This window comes from Enterobacter cloacae complex sp. 277I4 (assembly GCF_050031465.1).
Classification (GTDB): domain Bacteria; phylum Pseudomonadota; class Gammaproteobacteria; order Enterobacterales; family Enterobacteriaceae; genus Enterobacter; species Enterobacter cloacae.
The window spans coordinates 1,525,722-1,547,431 of record NZ_JBLGWC010000001.1; the positions used below are offsets into that span (position 1 = coordinate 1,525,722).

Genomic DNA, 21,710 nt, shown 5'->3' on the forward strand with positions numbered 1-21,710 from the left:
GTGGCCGTGCCAGCAGCAACGCTTAACCCTAACCATAGCGAAAATAGTCTCTGAGTGTAAGGTGCTTGTGAATCCAGGGTTATGATTTTGTCTGCGATTGGCGCTATTTTCAGCAAGGCGTGCAGAAAAAAGCCCTCCAGGGGAGGGCTGACGTTGTTGCGGCCGGAGGTTAAGCGTGCGGAGTAAAATGATACTCGGTGACGCTGACGTACTCTTCACCCGGGCGCAGCACACAGTCCGGCTGTGGCCATTCGGGATGGTTCGGGCTGTCCGGCAGGAACTCGCTCTCCAGCGCCAGACCTTGCCAGTCGCTGTACTCGCCGTGCTCACGTGCGGTTGTCCCGCCAAGATAGTTACCTGAGTAGAATTGCAGGGCAGGGGCGCTGGTGTAGACCGTCATCTGCAGTTTTTCATCCGCGGACCAGACCTGTGCAGCAGGCTGTTTCACATCGCCTTGTGCCTGCAGCAGGAACGCGTGGTCGTAACCTTTCACCTTGCGCTGATCGTCATCGCTCAGGAAATCCTGGGCGATAGATTTTGCGTTGCGGAAGTCAAAGCTGGTACCTTCCACGGGCTTCAGCCCCTGATACGGAATGCCCATCTCGTCCACCGGCAAATAGGCATCCGCAAGGATCTGCAGCTTATGGTTACGCACATCGCACTGGTTACCGTCCAGATTGAAGTAGGCGTGGTTGGTCAGGTTGACCGGACACGGCTTATCGACCGTCGCACGGTATTCAATGGCGATACGGTTGTCGTCGGTCAGCGTAAAGCGTGCAAACGCGGTAAGGTTACCCGGGAATCCCTGGTCGCCATCCAGCGAGTCAAGTGAAAACAGCACTTCCCGGTCGTTTTGCTGGACAATTTTCCAGCGGCGTTTGTCAAATCCTTCCGGTCCACCATGCAGCTGGTTCTCACCCTGGCTTGGCAGCAACGTGTAGCGAACACCGTCGAGCTCAAAACGGCTTTTCGCAATGCGGTTCGCATAGCGCCCGACGGACGCGCCAAGATAGGCGGCCTGGTTGATATACTGCTCAGGCGAGGCGCAGCCGAGAAGGGTTTCGCGCACGCTGCCGTCTGGCATTGGTACGCGGGCGGAAAGTAGGGTGGCACCCCAGTCCATGAGCGTAACAACCATCCCCGCGCTGTTGCGCAGGGTTAACAGGCGATACGGCAGACCATCCGGTGCGAGGGTTGGCGTTTCGTTTAGCACTGTCCGGCTCCTTGTGATGCTTTACAAACATAGAACGTTTCTTTAATGCCCGTTTTGGCTTCGTACTGTTTCTCCACCGCCGACTGGACGGCCGGGACGAGATCTTCCGGCACCAGAGCGACGATGCAGCCACCAAAACCACCGCCCGTCATGCGTACACCGCCTTTATCGCCGATGACCGCTTTGACAATCTCCACCAGGGTGTCGATTTGCGGAACGGTGATTTCGAAGTCATCGCGCATGGAGGCGTGGGACTCTGCCATCAGTTCCCCCATACGTTTCAGGTCTCCTTTGGCCAGCGCGGAAGCGGCTTCAACGGTTCGGGCGTTTTCGGTCAGCACATGACGAACGCGTTTTGCCACTACCGGATCCAGCTCGTGCGCCACTTTGTTGAATTCATCAAGCGTCACGTCGCGCAGGGCCGGCTGCTGGAAGAAGCGTGCGCCGGTTTCGCACTGCTCGCGGCGGGTGTTGTACTCGCTGCCCACCAGCGTACGTTTAAAGTTGCTGTTGATAATCACGACCGCGGCACCCTTTGGCAGGGGAACGGCTTTGGTTCCAAGCGTTCGGCAGTCAATCAGTAACGCATGCTCTTTTTTGCCCAGCGCGGAGATAAGCTGGTCCATGATGCCGCAGTTGCAGCCCACAAACTGATTCTCCGCTTCCTGGCCGTTCAGTGCGATTTGCGCCCCGTCCAGCGGCAGATGGTACAGCTGCTGAAAGACGGTTCCCACCGCCACTTCCAGGGATGCCGACGAGCTTAAACCGGCCCCTTGTGGCACGTTGCCGCTGATGACGAGATCCGCACCGCCAAAATTCTTATTACGCTTTTGCAGATGTTTCACCACGCCGCGCACATAGTTGGACCACTGCTGGCTGTCGTGGATAACAATCGGGGCATCGAGGGAAAACTCGTCTATCTCATTACTGTAATCCGCCGCAATCACGCGCACTTTGTGGTCATCGCGCTTTGCGCAGGCGATCACCGTCTGGTAATCAATGGCACAGGGCAGAACAAAACCGTCGTTGTAGTCGGTGTGTTCACCAATCAGGTTTACGCGGCCAGGTGCCTGGATAACGTGGGTAGCAGGGTAGCCAAATTTTTCAGCAAACAGGGATTGTGTTTTATCTTTCAGACTCATTTATTAGACTCCTGATTCGCGATAATGGACATCGCTAACGGCACGCAGGCGTTCTGCGGCCTGTTCTGCCGTCAGGTCACGCTGGGTTTCCGCCAGCATTTCATAGCCCACCATAAATTTACGCACCGTCGCAGAACGCAGCAGCGGCGGATAGAAATGGGCATGCAACTGCCAGTGTTGATTCTCTTCGCCGTTAAACGGTGCGCCGTGCCAGCCCATTGAGTACGGGAAGGAGCACTGGAACAGATTGTCGTAACGGCTGGTCAGCTTTTTCAGCGCCAGCGCAAGATCGTCACGCTGTGCGTCGCTGAGATCCGTAATGCGCTGAACATGTGCTTTAGGCAGCAGCAGCGTTTCAAAGGGCCACGCCGCCCAGTACGGCACAACGGCCAGCCAGTGTTCCGTTTCGACCACAGTACGGCTACCGTCGGCCAGTTCACGCCGGGTGTAGTCCACCAGCATCGGGGAGCCGTTTTCCGCGTAATAGGCTTTTTGCAGGCGATCTTCTCGTTCGGCTTCGTTGGGCAGGAAACTGTTCGCCCAGATCTGCCCGTGTGGATGCGGGTTAGAGCAGCCCATCGCGGCGCCTTTATTTTCGAATACCTGCACCCACGGATAAGTCTGGCCCAGCTCCGCAGTTTGTGCCTGCCAGGTGCTCACCACCTCTTTCAGCGCATCAACGCTAAGCTCCGGTAGCGTTTTGCTGTGATCGGGCGAGAAGCAGATCACGCGGCTGGTTCCCCGGGCGCTTTCACAACGCATCAGCGGATCATCGCTCTGCGGCGCGTCCGGCGTGTCGGTCATGAGCGCGGCAAAATCGTTGGTGAAAACGAAGGTGCCTTTGTAGTCCGGGTTTTTATCTCCCGTTACGCGGGTGTTGCCCGGACACAGGAAGCAGTCCGGGTCGTGCTGTGGCAGCGTCTGTTTTGCAGGCGTCTCTTGCGCCCCCTGCCAGGGGCGCTTGGCGCGATGCGGAGACACCAAAATCCATTGCCCGCTAAGCGGGTTAAAACGACGATGCGGATGATCGACGGGATTGAATGAAGTCATGACGGATCCTTAGTCCGGATAACCTTGTGGGTGGCGAGACTGCCAGTGCCAGGTATCCTGTGCCATTTCATCCAGCGTGCGGGTAACACGCCAGTTAAGCTCTTTATCGGCTTTGGTTGCATCAGCCCAGTATGCCGGGAGGTCTCCTTCGCGGCGGGGGGCGAAGTGATAGTTGACCGGCTTACCGCAGGCTTTGCTGAAAGCGTTAACCACATCCAGCACGCTGCTGCCAATACCGGCGCCGAGGTTGTAAATATGCACGCCCGGTTTGTCGGCCAATTGCTGCATTGCTGCCACGTGGCCGTCGGCCAGATCCATAACGTGGATGTAATCACGCACGCCGGTGCCATCTTCAGTTGGATAGTCATTGCCGAACACCGCCAGCGACTCGCGGCGGCCCACCGCCACCTGTGCGATATACGGCATCAGGTTATTCGGAATACCCTGCGGATCTTCACCCATATCGCCTGACGGATGGGCGCCCACCGGGTTGAAGTAGCGCAGCAGGGCGATGCTCCACTCCGGCTGTGCTTTTTGCAGGTCGGTCAGGATCTGTTCCACCATCAGTTTGCTTTTGCCGTACGGGCTTTGTGGCGTACCGGTGGGGAAGCTTTCAACGTAAGGAATTTTGGGCTGATCGCCGTAGACGGTGGCGGATGAGCTAAAGATGAAGTTTTTGACGTTCGCCGCGCGCATGGCGGAGATAAGACGCAGGGTACCGTTGACGTTGTTGTCGTAATACTCAAGCGGCTTCGCGACCGACTCACCGACCGCTTTCAGGCCAGCGAAGTGGATCACCGTTTCAATGGCGTGGTCGTGGAGGATCTCGGTCATCAACGCTTCATTGCGGATGTCACCTTCGACGAAAGTCGGCTGTTTTCCGCCAAGACGTTCAATCACAGGCAGCACGCTGCGCTTACTATTGCACAGGTTGTCGAGGATGATGACATCATGACCGTTTTGCAGCAGTTGCACACAGGTATGACTTCCTATGTAACCGCTACCACCTGTTACCAGAACTCGCATATTTCGCTCCATTAGGCTTATGGTATGTAATAACCATAGCATAACAGAGACGTGAAAAGTGTGACATGGGATAAATTAGTGGAATCGTTTACACTGTTTTTCAAACCCGCTTTTTTTTGATCCACTCGCATTGTAGATCAAAGAGATAAAGAAGTATCACTGCAGGTTATCTGAAAAGCGGAGGGCGGCGCCCTCCGGAAGTTAATCGATTTTGCTCAGCAGGTAACGATAGTGCTCACCGTCCGGGATAAACTCCAGACGGTGCGTGATGCAGGCCGGTGCGTCTTCAGCATGATGTGAGACAAACAGTAACTGGGTCTCACCTTCGCCAATCAGCACATCCACAAAGCGACGGATCAGCTGGCGGTTCAGCGGATCCAGCCCCTGAAGCGGCTCATCGAGGATCAGCAGGGTCGGGTGTTTCACCAGCGCCCGGACGATCAATGCCAGACGCTGCTGCCCCCAGGACAGACTGTGAAACGGCGCGTCAGCGACCCGGTTGTCCATCCCCAGAATATCCAGCCACTGCTGGGCCAGCTTGTGCTGTTTGTCCGATACCGCCTGATAAATACCGATGGAATCAAAGTACCCGGAGAGGATCACATTGCGTACGGTGGTGCTGACCCGGTAATCCAGATGCAGGCTGCTGCTGACATAGCCGATATGCTTTTTGATATCCCAGATGGTTTCACCGCTTCCGCGACGGCGGCCAAACAGGGTCAGATCGTTGCTGTAGCCCTGCGGGTGATCGCCGGTGATCAGACTCAGCAGCGTCGATTTCCCCGCGCCGTTGGGACCGACAATCTGCCAGTGTTCGCCCGGATTAACCGTCCAGCTGAGATGATTCAGGATCGGACGATCGTCATAAGAGACCACCCCGTCACGCAGCACAATCCGCGGCTGATTAGGATCTAAAGCGAGACGTACCGAAGGGGCGTCGGGTTCGGGCAGGGTAATGCCGTCGAGCTTTTCGCTGTGCGCCAGTTGGGCAATCAACGCCTGTTTCAGCAGTACCGATTTTTCGCCGGTTTCGGTAAGGCTGCAGTCCGCCAGCACCCCGGCGTTCTGCACAAAATCCGGGATTTCATCAAAACGGTTAAGCACCAGCACAAGGGTGTAGCCCTGCTGGTTAAGCGAGGCCAGCAGGTCCGCCAGCTGGGCGCGGGACTGCACGTCCAGACCGTCGAACGGCTCATCCAGGATTAACAGCTCAGGTTCGCTCATCAGCGCCTGGCAGAGCAGCGTTTTACGCGTCTCGCCGGTGGAAAGGTATTTGAAGCGGCGGTTGAGAAGGGCGGTGATGCCAAACTGCTCCGCCAGCTGCTGACAACGGGCGGGATTGTTGACTTCGTCCTGAATAATTTCTGCCGTTGTGCGGCCCGTGTCTTCTTCGCCCGGGCTGAGGAGGTCCGTGTTGTTACGCTGCCATTCATCGCTCACCAGCTTCTGCAGCTGTTCAAACGACAGGCGCGTCGTACGCGTAAAATGGCTCTGGCGTTCACCTTTAAGCAGGGTGAGCTCTCCGGCCAGCGCCCGGGCCAGCGCGGACTTGCCGCTTCCGTTGGTGCCCACAAATGCCCAGCTTTCACCCGCATGGAGTGTTAAATCTGGCAGCGTCAGCGTTCGGGTATCGCCAAGACGAAACGTACCTTGCGAAATATGCAATGATGACATGATTTATCCCATTTTTTGCAGCATCAGATGTCAGGGATACTCACTGTCGACACGCTTGTCAATCCGCTCAGCACAATGTGGCGATAATTACCCGGTCTGCGTTGAAATATGCGGTGACTACAGCACCTTCTTCTAATTCGTGCGCCTCGCTCAGGGCAACCGTCGCGCACAGCACCTGGCCGTCCGGCAGGGTCATCAGGACCTCACACTGCGCTTCACCACGTTCAATGCGCTGGATGGTACCCTGCAGCTGGTTGTCTGCCGCTTTGGCGCGTTCGGCATCGCGCGTCACTGCGACCCACGGCGCTTTCAGCAACACCAGCACCTCCTTGCCTTCATCCAGCCCCAGACGCTCTCCGCTTTGGGCGGTAATCGCGGCTTTCAGGCGTGTGGTGCCGTCGGCAAGCAGGATCTCGATATGTTGCTGGACCTGCCCGTTATCGCGCGCGGTGACCGTGCCAAACCACTGGTTGCGGGCGCTGGTCTGGAGTGAGAAGCGAGAAATGGCGGCTAACAGGCTGTCCAGCGGGAGGTTATCATCGTCACTTAGCACATCGAACGCTTTCTGCTGGATCTGGGCCAGCAGGTCATAAAGCTGAATCAGACGCTGGCCGTAGCGGGTCAGCACGGCGCCACCGCCCCCTTTGCCGCCCGTGGCTCGCTCAACCAGCATCTGCTCGCTCAGGGTATTCATGTCGTTGATCGCGTCCCAGGCGCTTTTATAACTAATGCTCGCGTTCTTTGCCCCCTGGCTTATTGAACCCGTTTGTTCTATTTGTTTAAGCAGGGCGATACGTCGCGGATCGGCGAAAAGCTTCTGCTGAAGTCGTAGGGTAAGGAGAATTTCAGCCTGCATAACGGAGTGTCCTGACAAAAGGGCTATTGTGAACCAAATGGCACAGGGCGCAAAGGGGACCGCACAAAAGGGGATGTTTTTCTTACTTTTCAGGGTAGAATAAGCCGTCCACAATATCTGGAGAAAACCATGTTAGAGTTGTTGAAAAGTCTGGTATTCGCCGTGATCATGGTACCAGTAGTAATGGCCATCATCCTCGGTGCCATCTACGGCCTGGGTGAAGTGTTCAACGTCTTTTCGAACATTGGTCACAGAGACCGCGCTAAAAAGCAGCACTGATTCCCTACAAAACGCCCGGCTTGCCCGGGCGTTTTGCTCTCAAGTATTTTTCGTCATCGCCGATATGATTTAAAGCATCCGGTAATTGTACCTCTTGATCGGTACGATTTAACGCTGGGATATCTCCGGCGTTGTCGTTATATTATTGCGTATATAACGAAACTCACAGGAGCTACAGATGGCACGTACAGGGTTACGCTTTTTCGCAGGGGCAACGCTGGCACTTTCGCTGACCGGACACGCGCTGGCCGACGAAGGTAAAATTACGGTTTTTGCGGCGGCGTCGCTGACGAATGCGATGAAGGATATTGCTGCTGCGTATAAAAAAGAGAAGAACGTCGACGTCGTCTCCTCTTTCGCGTCTTCTTCTACACTGGCGCGCCAGATTGAAGCGGGGGCACCGGCCGATCTGTTCATCTCTGCCGATCAGAAATGGATGGATTACGCCGTTGATAAGAAAGCCGTGGATACGACAACCCGCGAAACGCTGCTGGGGAATAGCCTTGTCGTGGTCGCGCCAAAAGCCAGTCCGCAGGGTGACATCACCATCAACAAAGAGACTCACTGGACGCGTCTTCTGAACGGTGGCCGGCTGGCAGTGGGCGATCCGGACCATGTACCGGCTGGAATTTACGCGAAAGAGGCCCTGCAGAAACTGGGCGCGTGGCAGACACTGTCATCAGATCTGGCGCCGGCAGAAGACGTACGCGGTGCGCTGGCGCTGGTGGAGCGCAATGAGGCTCCGCTGGGCATTGTCTACGGCTCGGATGCCGTTGCCAGCAAGGGGGTCAAAGTGGTTGGCACGTTCCCGGAAGACGCCCACAAAAAAGTGGAATATCCTGTTGCGATTGTTGATGGACATAAAAATGCGACCGTGACGGCCTTCCAGGCGTACCTGAAGGGGCCGGAAGCGTCCGCAATCTTTAAACGTTATGGATTTACGACTCACGAATGATATTGACCGATCCTGAATGGCAGGCTGTACTGCTGAGCCTGAAAGTCTCTTCCCTGGCGGTTGCGCTAAGTTTGCCCTTTGGGATCTTCTTTGCCTGGTTGCTGGTGCGCTGTAAGTTTCCCGGCAAAGCGCTACTTGACAGCGTTCTCCATCTTCCGCTGGTATTGCCGCCCGTCGTGGTGGGATATCTGCTGCTTGTGTCCATGGGCCGACGCGGGTTTATCGGCCAATGGCTGTACGACTGGTTCGGGCTGACCTTTGCCTTTAGCTGGCGCGGTGCGGTGCTGGCCGCGGCGGTGATGTCATTTCCGCTGATGGTGAGGGCTATCCGCCTGGCGCTGGAAGGGGTGGATATCAAACTGGAACAGGCCGCCCGCACGCTGGGTGCCGGGCGCTGGCGCGTCTTTTTCACCATTACGCTACCGCTCACGCTGCCGGGCATTATTGTTGGTACGGTACTGGCCTTTGCCCGTTCGCTGGGTGAATTCGGTGCCACCATTACCTTTGTTTCGAACATCCCCGGTGAAACGCGGACGATCCCTTCGGCCATGTATACGCTGATACAGACGCCGGGTGGCGAAGGTGCTGCGGCGCGTCTGTGCGTTATCTCAATTGTGCTGGCGCTGATATCGCTGCTGGTCTCTGAATGGCTGGCGCGACTCAGCCGCGAGCGGATGGGGAAATAGTTATGCTGGAACTCCATTTCACCCAGACGCTGGGAAACCACACCCTTACACTGGACGAGACGCTGCCTGCCACCGGCATCACCGCCATCTTTGGGGTCTCCGGCGCCGGGAAAACCTCGCTCATTAATGCGATCGGTGGCCTGACACGCCCGCAGGCAGGGCGCATTGTGCTGAATAATCGCGTCCTGAATGACGTTGAAAACAAGATTTACCTGACGCCGGATAAACGGCGTATTGGCTATGTGTTTCAGGATGCGCGGTTATTCCCGCACTACAGCGTGCGCGGGAATCTGCGTTACGGCATGGCCAAAAGCATGGCCGCGCAGTTTGACAAGCTGGTGGCGCTGCTGGGCATTGAGCCACTGCTTGACCGGTTGCCTTCCTCGCTCTCCGGCGGTGAGAAACAGCGGGTGGCGATAGGGCGCGCGTTGCTCACCGCCCCCGAACTCCTGCTGCTTGATGAGCCGCTGGCCTCGCTGGATATTCCGCGTAAACGTGAACTCCTGCCGTATCTCCAGCGCCTGGCGCGTGAAATCAGGATCCCGATGCTGTACGTCAGCCACTCCCTGGATGAAATTCTGCATCTGGCGGATAACGTACTGGTGCTGGAAAACGGCAGCGTAAAGGCGTTTGGCAATCTTGAAGAGGTCTGGGGCAGTAGCGTCATGCACCCGTGGCTGCCCCGGGAGCAGCAGAGCAGTATCCTGAAGGTGAGCGTGCTGGAGCACCACCCGCATTACGCGATGACCGCCCTGGCGTTGGGCGACCAGCACCTGTGGGTGAATAAAATCGACAAGCCCCTGCAGTCGGCGCTGCGTATTCGTATTCAGGCGTCGGATGTCTCTCTGGTTTTACAGCCTCCGCTGCAGACCAGTATCCGAAATATCCTGCGCGCGAAGGTCGCCGAGTGTTTTGATGATAACGGTCAGGTAGAGGTGCAGCTTGAGGTGGGGAGCAGGACGCTCTGGGCACGGATCAGTCCGTGGGCCAGGGATGAGTTAGGGATCAAACCTGGCCTGTGGCTTTACGCGCAAATCAAGAGCGTCTCCATTACCACCTGATTACAGCAGGTGGGTATAAATATACTGCGCGATGCTGTCGGTGGTGTTATCGCCAATCACCACGTTAGCGCGCGCTTTCACCGCGTCATCGGCATTGCCCATTGCCACGCCCGTTCCGGCGGCTTCCAGCATGCTGATGTCGTTGTAGTTATCGCCAAAGGCGATCACATCCTGCATTGACCATCCCTGAGACTCCACGAACTGTGTCAGGCGTTTACCTTTGCTGTTGCCTTTATGGGCAATATCCACCTGGTCATGCCAGGACCATTCGCACTCCAGACCCAGCGCCTGTTCAACGTGTTTCGCGAAGGTATTCAGTTTGCTGGTATCTTCATCGGTCAACGCGAATTTCCAGATAGCCTCAACATCCTGAGCCGCCTGGCGCAGGGAAGAGACCTGGGTAAAGACCGGACGCTGCGCTTCTGGCAGAGACAGAGCCCAGTTGGTGGTGCGGATAACGTGGCCGGTCGGGCGCTCATAGACCATCGCATTATCGACATACATCAGGCCGTGGATCGCATGTTCATCCAGCAGATCTATTAACTGCAATGCCTGGGGAACCGGCAGCGGGTCGGATTCTAAAACCTTTTTTGCTTGATAATCATACAAATAAGTGCCATTACAACAAATTGCAGGTGTATCTAACGCCAGTGCCTGATAAAAAGGGTGAATGGCAACGTGATGTCGACCCGTTACGATAAGGAGTTGATATCCCACTTCCTGTGCGCGTTTAAGCGCTTGAAGGGAGGAGGGGAGAAGGGTTTTTTGCGGCGTCAGTAAGGTACCGTCTAAATCCAGAGCAATCACACGCGAGGTCATTTGTTTTTCCGGGTTAATATTGAATTTACGATCTGATGGGATGGTACACCGAGAGGCGAACGCGTCAAAATTCCCGTCGACAATTCAGCATTCACCGTCAAAAGTTAACTACTTTCATGCGCAGTGAGGAGTGAATATTCATGAAACAAACCGTTTATACCGCCAGTCCTGAAAGCCAGCAGATCCACGTCTGGCGTTTAAATGCCGAGGGGACCCTCACGCTGGTGCAGGTTGTTGATGTGCCTGGTCAGGTACAACCAATGGCGATCAGCCCGGATAAACGTTTCTTGTACGTGGGTGTGCGCCCGGAGTTTCGCGTGCTGGCCTACCGCATCTCTCCGGATGACGGCGCGCTGACTTACACTGCGGAAGCGCCATTGCCGGGTAGCCCAACCCACATCTCAACCGATCGCCAGGGCAACTTTGTTTTCAGCGGCTCCTATAACGCGGGCTGTGTCAGCGTGACGCGTCTGGAAGAGGGCATTCCGGTCGAAACCGTGGATGTGGTGGAAGGGCTGGAAGGCTGCCACTCGGCGAATATCTCCCCGGACAACCGCACACTGTGGGTACCGGCGCTGAAGCAGGATCGTATCTGCCTGTTTACCCTGAGCGACGATGGTCACCTGGTGGCGCAGAATCCGGCTGAAGTGACCACCGTAGAGGGGGCAGGCCCGCGTCATATGGTCTTCCATCCAAACCAGCAGTACGCCTACGTGGTCAACGAGCTGAACAGCTCAGTGGACGTCTGGGAACTGAAAGATCCTAACGGGCAGATTGAGTGCGTGCAGACGCTGGATATGATGCCGTCTGACTTCTCGGATACCCGCTGGGCGGCGGATATTCACATTACGCCGGATGGTCGCCATCTCTACGCCTGTGATCGTACTTCCAGCCTGATCACCATCTTTAGCGTCTCGGAAGACGGCAGCGTGCTGGCAGTAGAAGGCTTCCAGCCGACGGAAACGCAGCCGCGTGGCTTTAATATCGATCACAGCGGTAAATACCTGATTGCAGCGGGGCAGAAGTCTCACCACATCGCCCTGTACGAAATCAAAGGCGAGCAGGGCCTGCTGGAAGAGAAAGGGCGCTATGCGGTAGGCCAGGGGCCAATGTGGGTAGTGGTAAACGCTCACTAAGCGGCTTAAAACAAAAAACCTCGCGAACGCGAGGTTTTTTTATGCCCGATGGTACTGCATTAACGGACAGGCCGGGTAAGGCGAAGCCGCCACCCGGCAAAACAGATTACTGCTTCGGCTCCGCAACCACTTTGCTACCCAGACCGCGGTTGTTGTATTCCCACATGCGGTTGAAGTTAGCGTCGTTCAGGTTGCGCTGCACGTTTCCTTTATCGTCCACGGAACCGGTATTGCCGGAGAATGGACGTTTGGAGATGGCGGCGTCAGCCCATGGTTTTGCCACGTTGAAACCTTCGTTGATAACGCTGTCGCGGATCACAACCTGACCGTTGGTTGCAGAGTCCACGTCCAGGGAGCGACCCAGCTGCGCCACGCCGTCACCGGAGGCGTTGAAGCGGCTGTTGACGGCGAGGAAACCGTAGAACAGATTAGACTGTGTCGCTGGCGCAAAGACATAACCTTCCTGCTGGGTACGTGAGTTCACGACGCGGAAATCGGTGTTATCAAATACCACCGCGCCACGACCGGAGACCATATCCACATCACCTTCGATGTAGCTGTTGGTCACCAGCGTACGGGTCAGACGGTTATTCTGCAGGGTGTTCTGTACGCCGCTGTTGGTCACGAAGAAGGTGTTCTGACGACCCAGAATGTTCACGTTGTTGATCTGCACTTTGTCGCCATCGCTACGCAGCGCCACGGCCTGGTGGTTACCCGCATCAACGCTGTCGCCCAGGGTGTTCTGAATGGTCAGGTTCTGCAGTTGCAGACCGTTGTTCTGAGACCAGACGACCGCAGAACACATCACGCCAATGGTAGCGGCACGCTTGCTCTGGCAGTTATCAAACATATACCAGGCTGGTTTGCCCGGCATGTATTTACCCGCCGGGTTGACCAGGTGACGCCAGGTGGTGCTGTCCATTTCGGAATCAATCGCCAGACCAATTTTAACGTCGATGGCTTTTTCGCCCAGACCGTAAAGGGTGATGCTGCCCGGTGCTGCCGGAATGTAAACGGTACCTTCATATTCACCTGGCATGATCGCGATGTACTGGCGAGATGCGCTGTGTTTGGTGATGGCAGCGTCAACCGCAGCCTGAATAGAGGTATGCGTCACGCCCTGCGCCCCTGCCGGACCCACAACAAAGTTTGGCTGCTTCGGCAGGTTAATAGAAGACGGCGTCCACGGCGCAGCGTTTGGATCCATCGCGGAGAAGTAGTGCGCGCGATCGAAGTTTTTCGCTTCATCAGCGGACAAAATCGGACGGGACGCGGTGCCTGGCGCGACCTGCTCAGAAGGTCGCTGATCCGGTGGCGTTGAACTGCATGCGGATAATGTCACGCCAAAGGCGAGTGCCAACGCCAGACGGGAAATCCTGGAAATGTTCAAGGTGAAGCTCCTGGGTATGCAAGTCTTAAACGAGATAGACGAAATAGCCTGCTTTTTTATACTAAGTTGAGCGAAACGGGAAGATAAAAAGGGGAAAAGTTGCATTTTTCGCCCGCAGGGGGCGGGAAAGTCGTCACAAATAAATAACATTTTCATAAAGGCGGTTGACAGCAGCCAGCAGATGAAAATAAATGTCTATACAACCCATGACAAGTGAAAGGCTTATGCTGCAACTTCATCCTGACGATGTGATATGGCGAAATGCGCGACTGGCGACAATGGTTCCTGGTGAAGAATCGTATGGCCTGCAAGCGCATCATGCCCTTGTGGTGCGCGGTCAAACCCTTCTGGCCGTTATTCCTGAAGCAGACCTCCCTTCCGGGCATGATAAATGCGTCGATCTCGGTGGACGCCTGGTCACGCCGGGTCTTATCGACTGCCATACCCACCTGGTGTTTGGTGGCAATCGCGCGGCGGAGTGGGAGCAGCGTCTCAACGGTGTCTCCTATCAGACCATCAGCGCACAGGGGGGCGGAATTAACGCCACCGTCTCGGCAACCCGCGACAGTTCGCCGGAAAATTTGCTTACACTGGCGCAGCAGCGGCTGGAGCGGTTAATGAATGAAGGGGTGACCACCCTGGAAATCAAATCCGGCTACGGTCTTAACGCCGCGGCCGAAGAAAAAATGCTGCAGGTCGCACGCCAGCTCAGCCTGAGTAATCCGGTTGAGATCAGCCCAACCCTGCTGGCCGCGCATGCGGTTCCTGCGGAATACCGCCACGATCCAGACGCGTACCTCACACTGGTGTGCGAGCAGATCATGCCCGAACTGTGGCAAAAAGGGCTGTTCGAAGCGGTGGATGTTTTTTGTGAAAACGTCGGCTTCACGCCAGCACAAACCGAGCGGCTTTTCCTGGCCGCCCGCGCACGGGGTATTCCGGTGAAAGGGCACGTGGAGCAACTTTCTAACCTGGGCGGTGCGGCGCTGGTCAGCCGATTTAAAGGGTTATCTGCCGATCATATCGAATACCTGGATGAGAAGGGTGTTCAGGCCATGGCGCAAAGCGGCACGGTTGCGGTACTGCTGCCCGGCGCGTTCTATTTTCTTCAGGAGCGTCAGCGTCCACCGGTTGAACAGCTCCGGGCGCAGGGCGTACCGATGGCGGTCGCCACGGATTACAACCCCGGCACCAGCCCGTTCGCGAGCATTCATCTGGCCATGAACATGGCCTGCGTACAGTTTGGCCTGACGCCTGAAGAGGCCTGGGCTGGCGTCACGCGACATGCCGCGCAAGCGCTGGGGCGTGGAACAACGCACGGGCAGTTAAAGGCCGGTTTTATGGCTGATTTTATCGTCTGGGATGCAGACCATCCGGTAGAAATGGTTTACGAGCCGGGACGCAATCCGCTGTATCAACGCATTTTCCGGGGGGAGGCAGTATGAGTTGGCAGCCTGTTGCAGAGACCGTCTGGCAGGGGCGCGACGACAGCGCCGAGGCCAGCAACGCAAAACGTATTTTTCAGACCATACGCCAGCCGTCGCAATTTACCCCGGTTTCATCCGCGATTGCGCTGATAGGCTTTGCCTGTGATGAAGGAGTAAGGCGTAATCAGGGCAGGCAGGGTGCGGCGCAGGCTCCCGACGTGCTGCGTAAGGCGCTGGCGAACATGGCAACGCATTCCGGCCACGAACGGCTGGTGGACATGGGGTCGGTTTACGTTGAGGATGACCAACTGGAAGAGGGCCAACAGGCACTGAGCGATGCCGTGGTGACCTGTCAGCAGGCTGGCATGCGTACGCTGGTGTTGGGCGGCGGACACGAGACCGCCTGGGCCCACGGCCGTGGTATCCTTGAGGCGTTCCCGAATGAGCGCGTGGCGGTCATCAACCTGGATGCGCATCTTGATTTGCGCAAGGCCGAACGGGCCACCTCCGGCACCCCGTTTCGTCAGCTGGCGAACTACTGTGCTGACCACGCGCGGGAATTTGAGTACGCCTGTTTTGGTGTCAGCCGCGCGGCGAACACCCAGGCGCTGTTTGACGAGGCTGAACGGCTTAACGCCACGCTGGTGGACGATCTGCATTTCCACCTGGATGCGCTATCAGCCCTGGAACAGGTGCTGGCGCAGGCCGATCGTGTTTACCTCACCATTGATCTGGACGTTCTGCCCGCAGCCGAGATGCCCGCCGTGTCAGCCCCCGCGGCGTTAGGCGTGCCTGCGCGGGATCTCCTGCCCGCGATCGAGCGCATTTGCCGTAGCGGAAAACTGCAGGCCGCCGATCTGGTAGAATTTAACCCTCACTACGATCGGGACGGACAGGGGGCGAAGCTTGCCGCCCGTCTGGCCTGGCAAATTGCTCACTGGTGGGCATAACAATATTTAAGGAGTCACGATGTTCTCACGCTCACCTCAGCCGCCGTCCGGCTCTCCCGCGCCTTTCTATGAAAAGGTGAAGCAGACGATCAGCGAAAAAATTGCCACCGGCGTCTGGCGGCCGCATGACCGCATTCCCTCTGAAGCCGATCTGGTGGCGCAGTTTGGTTTTAGCCGGATGACCATCAACCGGGCGTTACGCGAGCTAACCGACGAAGGCCTGCTGGTGCGTCTGCAGGGGGTCGGGACGTTTGTGGCGGAGCCGAAAGGACAATCGGCGCTGTTTGAAATCCGCAGCATTGCGGACGAGATAGCGTCGCGAAACCATCAGCACCACTGCGAAGTGCTGGTGCTTGAAGAGACGCAGGCCAGCGCCGAGCAGGCTGCGGTACTGAACGTCAAGGAGGGAACCCGGATCTTCCATTCCGTAATGGTGCATTTCGAAAATGACGTGCCGGTGCAGATTGAGGATCGCTGCGTAAACGCCGAACGGATACCGGACTATCTGGACCAGGATTACACTCAAACCACGCCGCATGCCTTTCTCTCGCTTGTCGCACCGCTGACGGAAGGGGAGCACATTGTGGAAGCGGTGCGCGCGACGCCGCAGGAGTGCGAGCTGCTGCGTATCAAAGAGCACGATCCCTGCCTGCTGATCCGCCGCCGCACCTGGTCATCCGCGCAGATTGTGTCGCATGCAAGACTGCTGTTCCCCGGTAGCCGCTATCGGTTGCAGGGCCACTTTATGTCATAAGTTTTAAAAGCGTGATAGCTAACGCAATATAACAAAATTGTATCTTTTTTGTTAAATCTGACCTTGTGTGTGCTTGTCTATACAAGTATATCTAAATGCATCATCTGTCCCGTATGAGGAGCACACAATGTCGTCAGGTAAATACCGTCAGCAGGATGTCCGCGCCGCGCGCGGCACCACCCTTATCGCCAAAAGCTGGCTCACCGAAGCACCACTGCGCATGTTGATGAACAACCTTGATCCTGAGGTTGCGGAAAACCCCCACGAACTGGTGGTGTACGGCGGCATTGGCCGCGCCGCGCGCAACTGGGAGTGCTATGACGCCATTGTTAAGGCCCTGACCGAACTGGAACACGACGAAACCCTGCTGGTGCAATCCGGCAAGCCGGTTGGCGTATTTAAAACCCACAAAAACGCGCCGCGCGTTTTGATTGCCAACTCTAACCTGGTCCCACACTGGGCGACCTGGGAACACTTTAACGAACTGGATGCCAAAGGGCTGGCGATGTATGGCCAGATGACCGCGGGTAGCTGGATCTACATTGGCAGCCAGGGGATTGTGCAGGGCACCTATGAAACCTTCGTCGAAGCCGGTCGTCAGCACTACAACGGCTCGCTGAAAGGCCGCTGGGTACTGACCGCGGGTCTGGGTGGCATGGGCGGTGCACAGCCGCTGGCCGCGACGCTGGCTGGCGCCTGCTCGCTGAACATTGAGTGCCAGCAGAGCCGCATCGATTTCCGTCTGCGTACCCGCTATGTTGACGAACAGGCCGACAGCCTCGATGACGCGCTGGCGCGTATCAAAAAATACACTGCGGAAGGTAAAGCGGTATCGATAGCGTTGTGCGGCAACGCGGCAGAGATCCTGCCGGAACTCGTGGCCCGTGGCGTTCGCCCTGACCTCGTTACCGACCAGACCAGCGCCCACGATCCGCTGCACGGTTATCTGCCAAAAGGCTGGACGTGGGAAGCCTACCAGCAAAAAGCAGAAACCGATCCTGAAGGCACGGTACTGGCCGCTAAGCGTTCGATGGCAGAACACGTCTCCGCCATGCTGGCGTTCAGCGAGATGGGCATTCCGACCTTCGATTACGGCAACAACATCCGCCAGATGGCAAAAGAGATGGGCGTCAGCAACGCCTTTGATTTCCCGGGATTTGTCCCAGCCTATATTCGTCCGCTGTTCTGTCGCGGTATCGGTCCGTTCCGCTGGGTGGCCCTGTCCGGCGACCCGGAAGATATCTACAAAACCGATGCCAAAGTGAAGGAAATTGTCGCGGACGATGAACACCTGCACCACTGGCTGGATATGGCCCGCGAGCGCATTAACTTCCAGGGCTTGCCGGCGCGTATCTGCTGGGTTGGGCTGGAGTGGCGGCAAAAGCTGGGTCTGGCTTTTAACGAAATGGTGCGCAGCGGCGAAGTGTCTGCCCCGATTGTGATTGGTCGCGACCATCTGGATTCTGGCTCCGTCGCCAGCCCGAACCGTGAAACCGAAGCCATGCGCGACGGCTCAGACGCGGTCTCCGACTGGCCGCTGCTGAATGCCTTACTCAACACCGCCAGCGGCGCGACCTGGGTATCGCTGCACCACGGTGGCGGCGTGGGGATGGGCTTCTCCCAGCATTCCGGGATGGTTATCGTCTGTGACGGAACGGATGAAGCCGCCGCGCGTATCGCACGCGTGCTGCACAACGACCCGGCAACCGGCGTGATGCGTCACGCAGATGCGGGTTACGAGATTGCTATTGAATGTGCCACAGAGCAGGGACTTAACCTGCCGATGATCCCTGCCACACAAGGAAAGCATGAATGAACGCGTTAACACTCACTCCCGGCTCGCTCACGCTCAAACAGCTGCGTCACGTCTGGCGTCAGCCGGTCACGCTCTCGCTGGATGAAAGCGCCCATGCCGCCATTAACGACAGCGTGGCCTGCGTTGAAGCCATTATTGCCGAGGGGCGTACCGCCTACGGTATCAACACCGGTTTTGGTCTGCTGGCGCAGACGCGCATTGCCACGCACGATCTGGAAAATCTCCAGCGTTCGCTGGTGCTTTCCCATGCCGCAGGCGTTGGCCAGCCGCTGGACGACGAGATTGTCCGTCTGATGATGGTGCTCAAAATTAACAGTCTGGCGCGCGGCTTTTCCGGCATTCGTCTGAGCGTGATCCAGGCCCTGATAGCGCTGGTGAACGCGGAAGTCTATCCATGGATCCCCGCCAAAGGCTCCGTTGGCGCCTCCGGCGATCTCGCCCCGCTGGCGCATATGTCGCTGCTGTTGTTGGGGGAAGGTCAGGCGCGCTGGCAGGGAGAGTGGCTCCCGGCAAAAGAGGCGCTGAAAAAGGCCGGATTAGCGCCAATCACCCTTGCGTCAAAAGAGGGGCTGGCGCTGCTTAACGGCACGCAGGCCTCCACGGCCTTTGCGCTGCGCGGTCTGTTTGAAGCCGAAGATCTGTTCGCCTCGGCCGTGGTGTGCGGTGCGCTGACCACGGAGGCGGTGCTGGGCTCGCGTCGTCCGTTTGACGCGCGTATTCATGACGTACGTGGCCAGCGCGGACAAATTGACGCTGCCGCGATGTATCGCCATCTGCTGACGGAGACCAGTGAGATTGCTGATTCGCACCATAATTGTGACAAGGTACAGGATCCGTACTCGCTGCGCTGTCAGCCGCAGGTGATGGGTGCGTGTCTGACGCAGTTGCGCCAGGCCGCAGAAGTGCTGCTGGTGGAAGCCAACGCGGTGTCCGATAACCCGCTGGTGTTCGCCCAGGAAAACGAGGTGGTCTCCGGTGGTAACTTCCACGCCGAGCCCGTGGCGATGGCGGCGGATAACATCGCGCTGGCGATTGCCGAAGTGGGCGCCTTGTCCGAGCGGCGAATTGCGCTGATGATGGATAAGCATATGTCCCAGCTGCCACCGTTCCTGGTGCGCAACGGCGGGGTGAATTCAGGCTTTATGATTGCCCAGGTGACGGCCGCAGCGCTGGCGAGCGAAAACAAAGCGCTGTCGCACCCGCACAGCGTGGACAGCCTGCCAACCTCTGCTAACCAGGAAGATCACGTCTCGATGGCTCCGGCTGCCGGACGTCGTCTGTGGGAGATGGCCGCCAATACCCGTGGCGTGCTGGCAGTGGAATGGCTGGCGGCGTGTCAGGGGATCGATCTGCGTGAAGGGCTGAAGTCCAGCCCGCTGCTGGAGCAGGCACGTCATGCGCTGCGTGAGCACGTATCGCATTACGATGATGACCGCTTCTTTGCGCCGGATATTGATAAGGCGATGCAGCTTCTGGAAGAGGGGCGTCTGGTGGGGTTGCTGCCTTCGGTGCTGTGATTTTTTTGCCCGGTGGCGCTGCGCTTACCGGGCCTACGAATCCGAAATGTAGGCCGGGTAAGGCGTAGCCGCCACCCGGCTTTTTTTTACGAATACATCGCCGTAATCGACGCGCTCTCCAGCGAATGGAAATGCACATTAAACCCTACCATCGCGCCGCTCGCCCCTTCGTCGACCTCAATCTTCTCTACATCCAGCGCGTGAACCGTGAAGATATAGCGGTGTGTTTCTCCTTTTGGCGGCGCTGCGCCACCGTAACCGGCTTTCCCAAAATCGGTGCGCGTCTGAATGGCGCCTTCCGGCAGGGCGACCAGGTCGGAGCCGGAACCCTGCGGCAGAACGCGCGTATCGGCGGGCAGGTTGGCCACAACCCAGTGCCACCAGCCGGAGCCGGTTGGCGCATCCGGGTCGTAGCAGGTGACCACAAAGCTTTTGGTGCCCGCCGGCACATCGTCCCATGCCAGGTGCGGAGAGATATTATCTCCCTGATACCCCATCCCGTTGAAGACGTGGCGTTCAGGCAGTTTTTCGCCGTCGCGCAGATCTTTACTGATGATTTTCATACGGTTTGCCCTCGTTATTCACTCGTTCAGGAAGTGTAACGTATAGGGTCAAATCGTGAAATGCGCCGGAATGTTAACGGCTTCTACTACCGCGGCGGTTAACGAGCGTAGCTGTTCAGCCGTGATGATATACGGTGGCATCAGGTAGATAAGTTTGCCGAAAGGCCGCACCCAGACCCCCCGCTCTACAAAGAAGCGCTGCAATGCCGCCATATTCACCGGATGGGTGGTCTCAATCACGCCGATGGCACCCAGCACGCGCACGTCCGCCACGAAATTCGCCCCCGAGGCGGCACTGAGCTCTTCTTTCAGTTGCGCCTCAATCGCCGCAACCTGCGTTTGCCACTCGCCGTTTTGCAGGATCGCGAGACTTTCGTTTGCCACCGCGCAGGCCAGCGGATTGCCCATAAAAGTCGGGCCATGCATAAAGCAGCCTGCTTCGCCGTCGCTGATGGTGTCGGCCACCTGACGGGTAGTGAGGGTGGCGGAGAGCGTCATGGTACCGCCGGTCAGCGCTTTCCCCAGGCACAGGATATCCGGTGTGATATCCGCATGTTCGCAGGCAAACAGCTTACCCGTGCGGCCAAATCCGGTGGCGATCTCATCGGCAATCAGCAGGATGCCCTCGCGGTCACACATTTTACGAATGCGTTTTAACCACTCGGGATGGTACATGCGCATCCCGCCAGCACCCTGAACAATCGGTTCGAGGATCACGGCGGCAATCTCATGGCGGTGGGCAGCCATCAGCCGCGCAAAGCCGACCATGTCCATTTCATTCCACTCGCCGTCAAAACGGCTCTGCGGGGCCGGGGCAAACAGGTTTTCCGGCAGGTACCCCTTCCACAGGCTGTGCATGGAGTTATCCGGATCGCACACCGACATCGCGCCAAAGGTATCGCCGTGGTAGCCGTTGCGGAAGGTCAGGAATCGCTGACGGGATTCCCCCCTGGCATGCCAGTACTGCAGTGCCATTTTCATCGCCACTTCCACCGCCACCGAGCCGGAGTCGGCAAGGAACACGCACTCCAGCGCATCGGGCGTCATCGCCACCAGACGACGGCAGAGATCAACGGCCGGCTGATGGGTAATGCCGCCAAACATCACGTGCGACATCTGCTCAATCTGCGCTTTCATCGCGGCATTCAGACGCGGGTGGTTGTACCCGTGAATGGCCGCCCACCAGGATGACATACCGTCAACAAGCGGCTCGCCGCTGGCAAGGTGCAGTTCGCAGCCGTGGGCCGAGGCCACCGGGTAGACCGGAAGCGGGCGGGTCATGGAGGTGTAAGGGTGCCAGATATGCTGCTGGTCGAAGGCGAGATCGTCCTGGGTCATAATCGACTTGTAAACCATTTTGAAAAGTTTTAGGTTTACGAGTATAAACCGAACCGAA

At 57.4% G+C, this 21,710-nt stretch carries 20 protein-coding genes; 10 read left to right on the forward strand and 10 right to left on the reverse strand.

Annotated elements, in window-relative coordinates:
* Positions 1-169: 169 nt before the first annotated feature.
* From galM to modE, 6 genes are all read right to left on the reverse strand, one after another.
* Positions 170-1,213, reverse strand: a complete 1,044-nt coding sequence (gene galM, locus ACQG19_RS07335) for a galactose-1-epimerase (protein ID WP_013097522.1) — start codon at positions 1,211-1,213, stop codon at positions 170-172.
* Complete coding sequence (gene galK / locus ACQG19_RS07340; RefSeq protein ID WP_100168475.1) at positions 1,207-2,355, reverse strand: galactokinase; 1,149 nt, start codon at positions 2,353-2,355, stop codon at positions 1,207-1,209. Before galK ends, galM begins: the two co-directional genes overlap by 7 nt.
* 3 nt (positions 2,356-2,358) lie before the next feature.
* Entirely contained in the window at positions 2,359-3,405 is a 1,047-nt protein-coding gene (gene galT, locus ACQG19_RS07345) for a galactose-1-phosphate uridylyltransferase (protein WP_013097520.1), read from the reverse strand.
* Between the two features lie 9 nt (positions 3,406-3,414).
* Positions 3,415-4,431 (reverse strand): UDP-glucose 4-epimerase GalE, encoded by a 1,017-nt coding sequence (gene galE, locus ACQG19_RS07350; protein WP_023622345.1) that lies wholly within the window; start codon positions 4,429-4,431, stop codon positions 3,415-3,417.
* 201 nt (positions 4,432-4,632) lie between these two features.
* On the reverse strand, positions 4,633-6,105 hold the full coding sequence (gene modF / locus ACQG19_RS07355; RefSeq protein ID WP_023622344.1) for a molybdate ABC transporter ATP-binding protein ModF: 1,473 nt from the start codon (positions 6,103-6,105) through the stop codon (positions 4,633-4,635).
* 67 nt (positions 6,106-6,172) lie between these two features.
* Positions 6,173-6,961 (reverse strand): molybdenum-dependent transcriptional regulator, encoded by a 789-nt coding sequence (modE, locus tag ACQG19_RS07360; RefSeq protein ID WP_058661673.1) that lies wholly within the window; start codon positions 6,959-6,961, stop codon positions 6,173-6,175.
* Between the two features lie 129 nt (positions 6,962-7,090).
* On the opposite strand from modE, the gene ACQG19_RS07365 reads away from it, so the two are divergent.
* The 4 genes from ACQG19_RS07365 (at position 7,091) to modC (ending at position 9,942) form a co-directional block, all read left to right on the forward strand.
* Positions 7,091-7,240 (forward strand): AcrZ family multidrug efflux pump-associated protein, encoded by a 150-nt coding sequence (locus ACQG19_RS07365; RefSeq protein WP_013097516.1) that lies wholly within the window; start codon positions 7,091-7,093, stop codon positions 7,238-7,240.
* 178 nt (positions 7,241-7,418) lie between these two features.
* Entirely contained in the window at positions 7,419-8,195 is a 777-nt protein-coding gene (gene modA / locus ACQG19_RS07370) for a molybdate ABC transporter substrate-binding protein (RefSeq protein ID WP_058661675.1), read from the forward strand.
* Positions 8,192-8,881, forward strand: a complete 690-nt coding sequence (modB, locus tag ACQG19_RS07375; protein WP_013097514.1) for a molybdate ABC transporter permease subunit — start codon at positions 8,192-8,194, stop codon at positions 8,879-8,881. Before modA ends, modB begins: the two co-directional genes overlap by 4 nt.
* A 2-nt stretch (positions 8,882-8,883) precedes the next feature.
* Entirely contained in the window at positions 8,884-9,942 is a 1,059-nt protein-coding gene (gene modC / locus ACQG19_RS07380; protein WP_058661677.1) for a molybdenum ABC transporter ATP-binding protein ModC, read from the forward strand.
* Here the strand turns inward: modC and ACQG19_RS07385 are convergent, their stop codons facing one another.
* The gene (locus ACQG19_RS07385; protein WP_161668979.1) at positions 9,943-10,761 is read right to left on the reverse strand and encodes a pyridoxal phosphatase; all 819 of its coding nucleotides are present in this window, start codon (positions 10,759-10,761) and stop codon (positions 9,943-9,945) included.
* A gap of 140 nt (positions 10,762-10,901) precedes the next feature.
* Between ACQG19_RS07385 and pgl the strand changes: the two genes are divergently transcribed.
* A complete protein-coding gene (gene pgl / locus ACQG19_RS07390) occupies positions 10,902-11,897 on the forward strand; it encodes a 6-phosphogluconolactonase (protein ID WP_013097511.1) in 996 nt (331 codons plus the stop codon).
* 106 nt (positions 11,898-12,003) lie between these two features.
* Here pgl and ACQG19_RS07395 read toward each other — a convergent pair whose 3' ends face one another.
* The gene (locus tag ACQG19_RS07395; RefSeq protein ID WP_038418926.1) at positions 12,004-13,287 is read right to left on the reverse strand and encodes a putative acyl-CoA thioester hydrolase; all 1,284 of its coding nucleotides are present in this window, start codon (positions 13,285-13,287) and stop codon (positions 12,004-12,006) included.
* Between the two features lie 224 nt (positions 13,288-13,511).
* Here ACQG19_RS07395 and hutI point away from each other — a divergent pair, with 224 nt between their 5' ends.
* The 5 genes from hutI to hutH all read left to right on the forward strand — a co-directional run bounded on the left by hutI (position 13,512) and on the right by hutH (position 19,751).
* The gene (gene hutI, locus ACQG19_RS07400; protein ID WP_029882493.1) at positions 13,512-14,732 is read left to right on the forward strand and encodes an imidazolonepropionase; all 1,221 of its coding nucleotides are present in this window, start codon (positions 13,512-13,514) and stop codon (positions 14,730-14,732) included.
* Complete coding sequence (hutG, locus tag ACQG19_RS07405) at positions 14,729-15,664, forward strand: formimidoylglutamase (RefSeq protein ID WP_246931531.1); 936 nt, start codon at positions 14,729-14,731, stop codon at positions 15,662-15,664. Before hutI ends, hutG begins: the two co-directional genes overlap by 4 nt.
* A gap of 19 nt (positions 15,665-15,683) precedes the next feature.
* Positions 15,684-16,418: a histidine utilization repressor gene (locus ACQG19_RS07410; RefSeq protein ID WP_013097507.1), complete on the forward strand. Its 735-nt coding sequence runs from the start codon at positions 15,684-15,686 to the stop codon at positions 16,416-16,418.
* Positions 16,419-16,545: 127 nt separating this feature from the next.
* Entirely contained in the window at positions 16,546-18,234 is a 1,689-nt protein-coding gene (hutU, locus tag ACQG19_RS07415; RefSeq protein WP_246931529.1) for a urocanate hydratase, read from the forward strand.
* On the forward strand, positions 18,231-19,751 hold the full coding sequence (gene hutH / locus ACQG19_RS07420; protein ID WP_246931528.1) for a histidine ammonia-lyase: 1,521 nt from the start codon (positions 18,231-18,233) through the stop codon (positions 19,749-19,751). Before hutU ends, hutH begins: the two co-directional genes overlap by 4 nt.
* A gap of 86 nt (positions 19,752-19,837) precedes the next feature.
* On the opposite strand, the gene ACQG19_RS07425 is transcribed toward hutH, so the two are convergent.
* Positions 19,838-20,314: a kinase inhibitor gene (locus ACQG19_RS07425; RefSeq protein ID WP_013097504.1), complete on the reverse strand. Its 477-nt coding sequence runs from the start codon at positions 20,312-20,314 to the stop codon at positions 19,838-19,840.
* Between the two features lie 48 nt (positions 20,315-20,362).
* The gene (gene bioA, locus ACQG19_RS07430; protein ID WP_058683713.1) at positions 20,363-21,670 is read right to left on the reverse strand and encodes an adenosylmethionine--8-amino-7-oxononanoate transaminase; all 1,308 of its coding nucleotides are present in this window, start codon (positions 21,668-21,670) and stop codon (positions 20,363-20,365) included.
* Between the last annotated feature and the right edge of the window lie 40 nt (positions 21,671-21,710).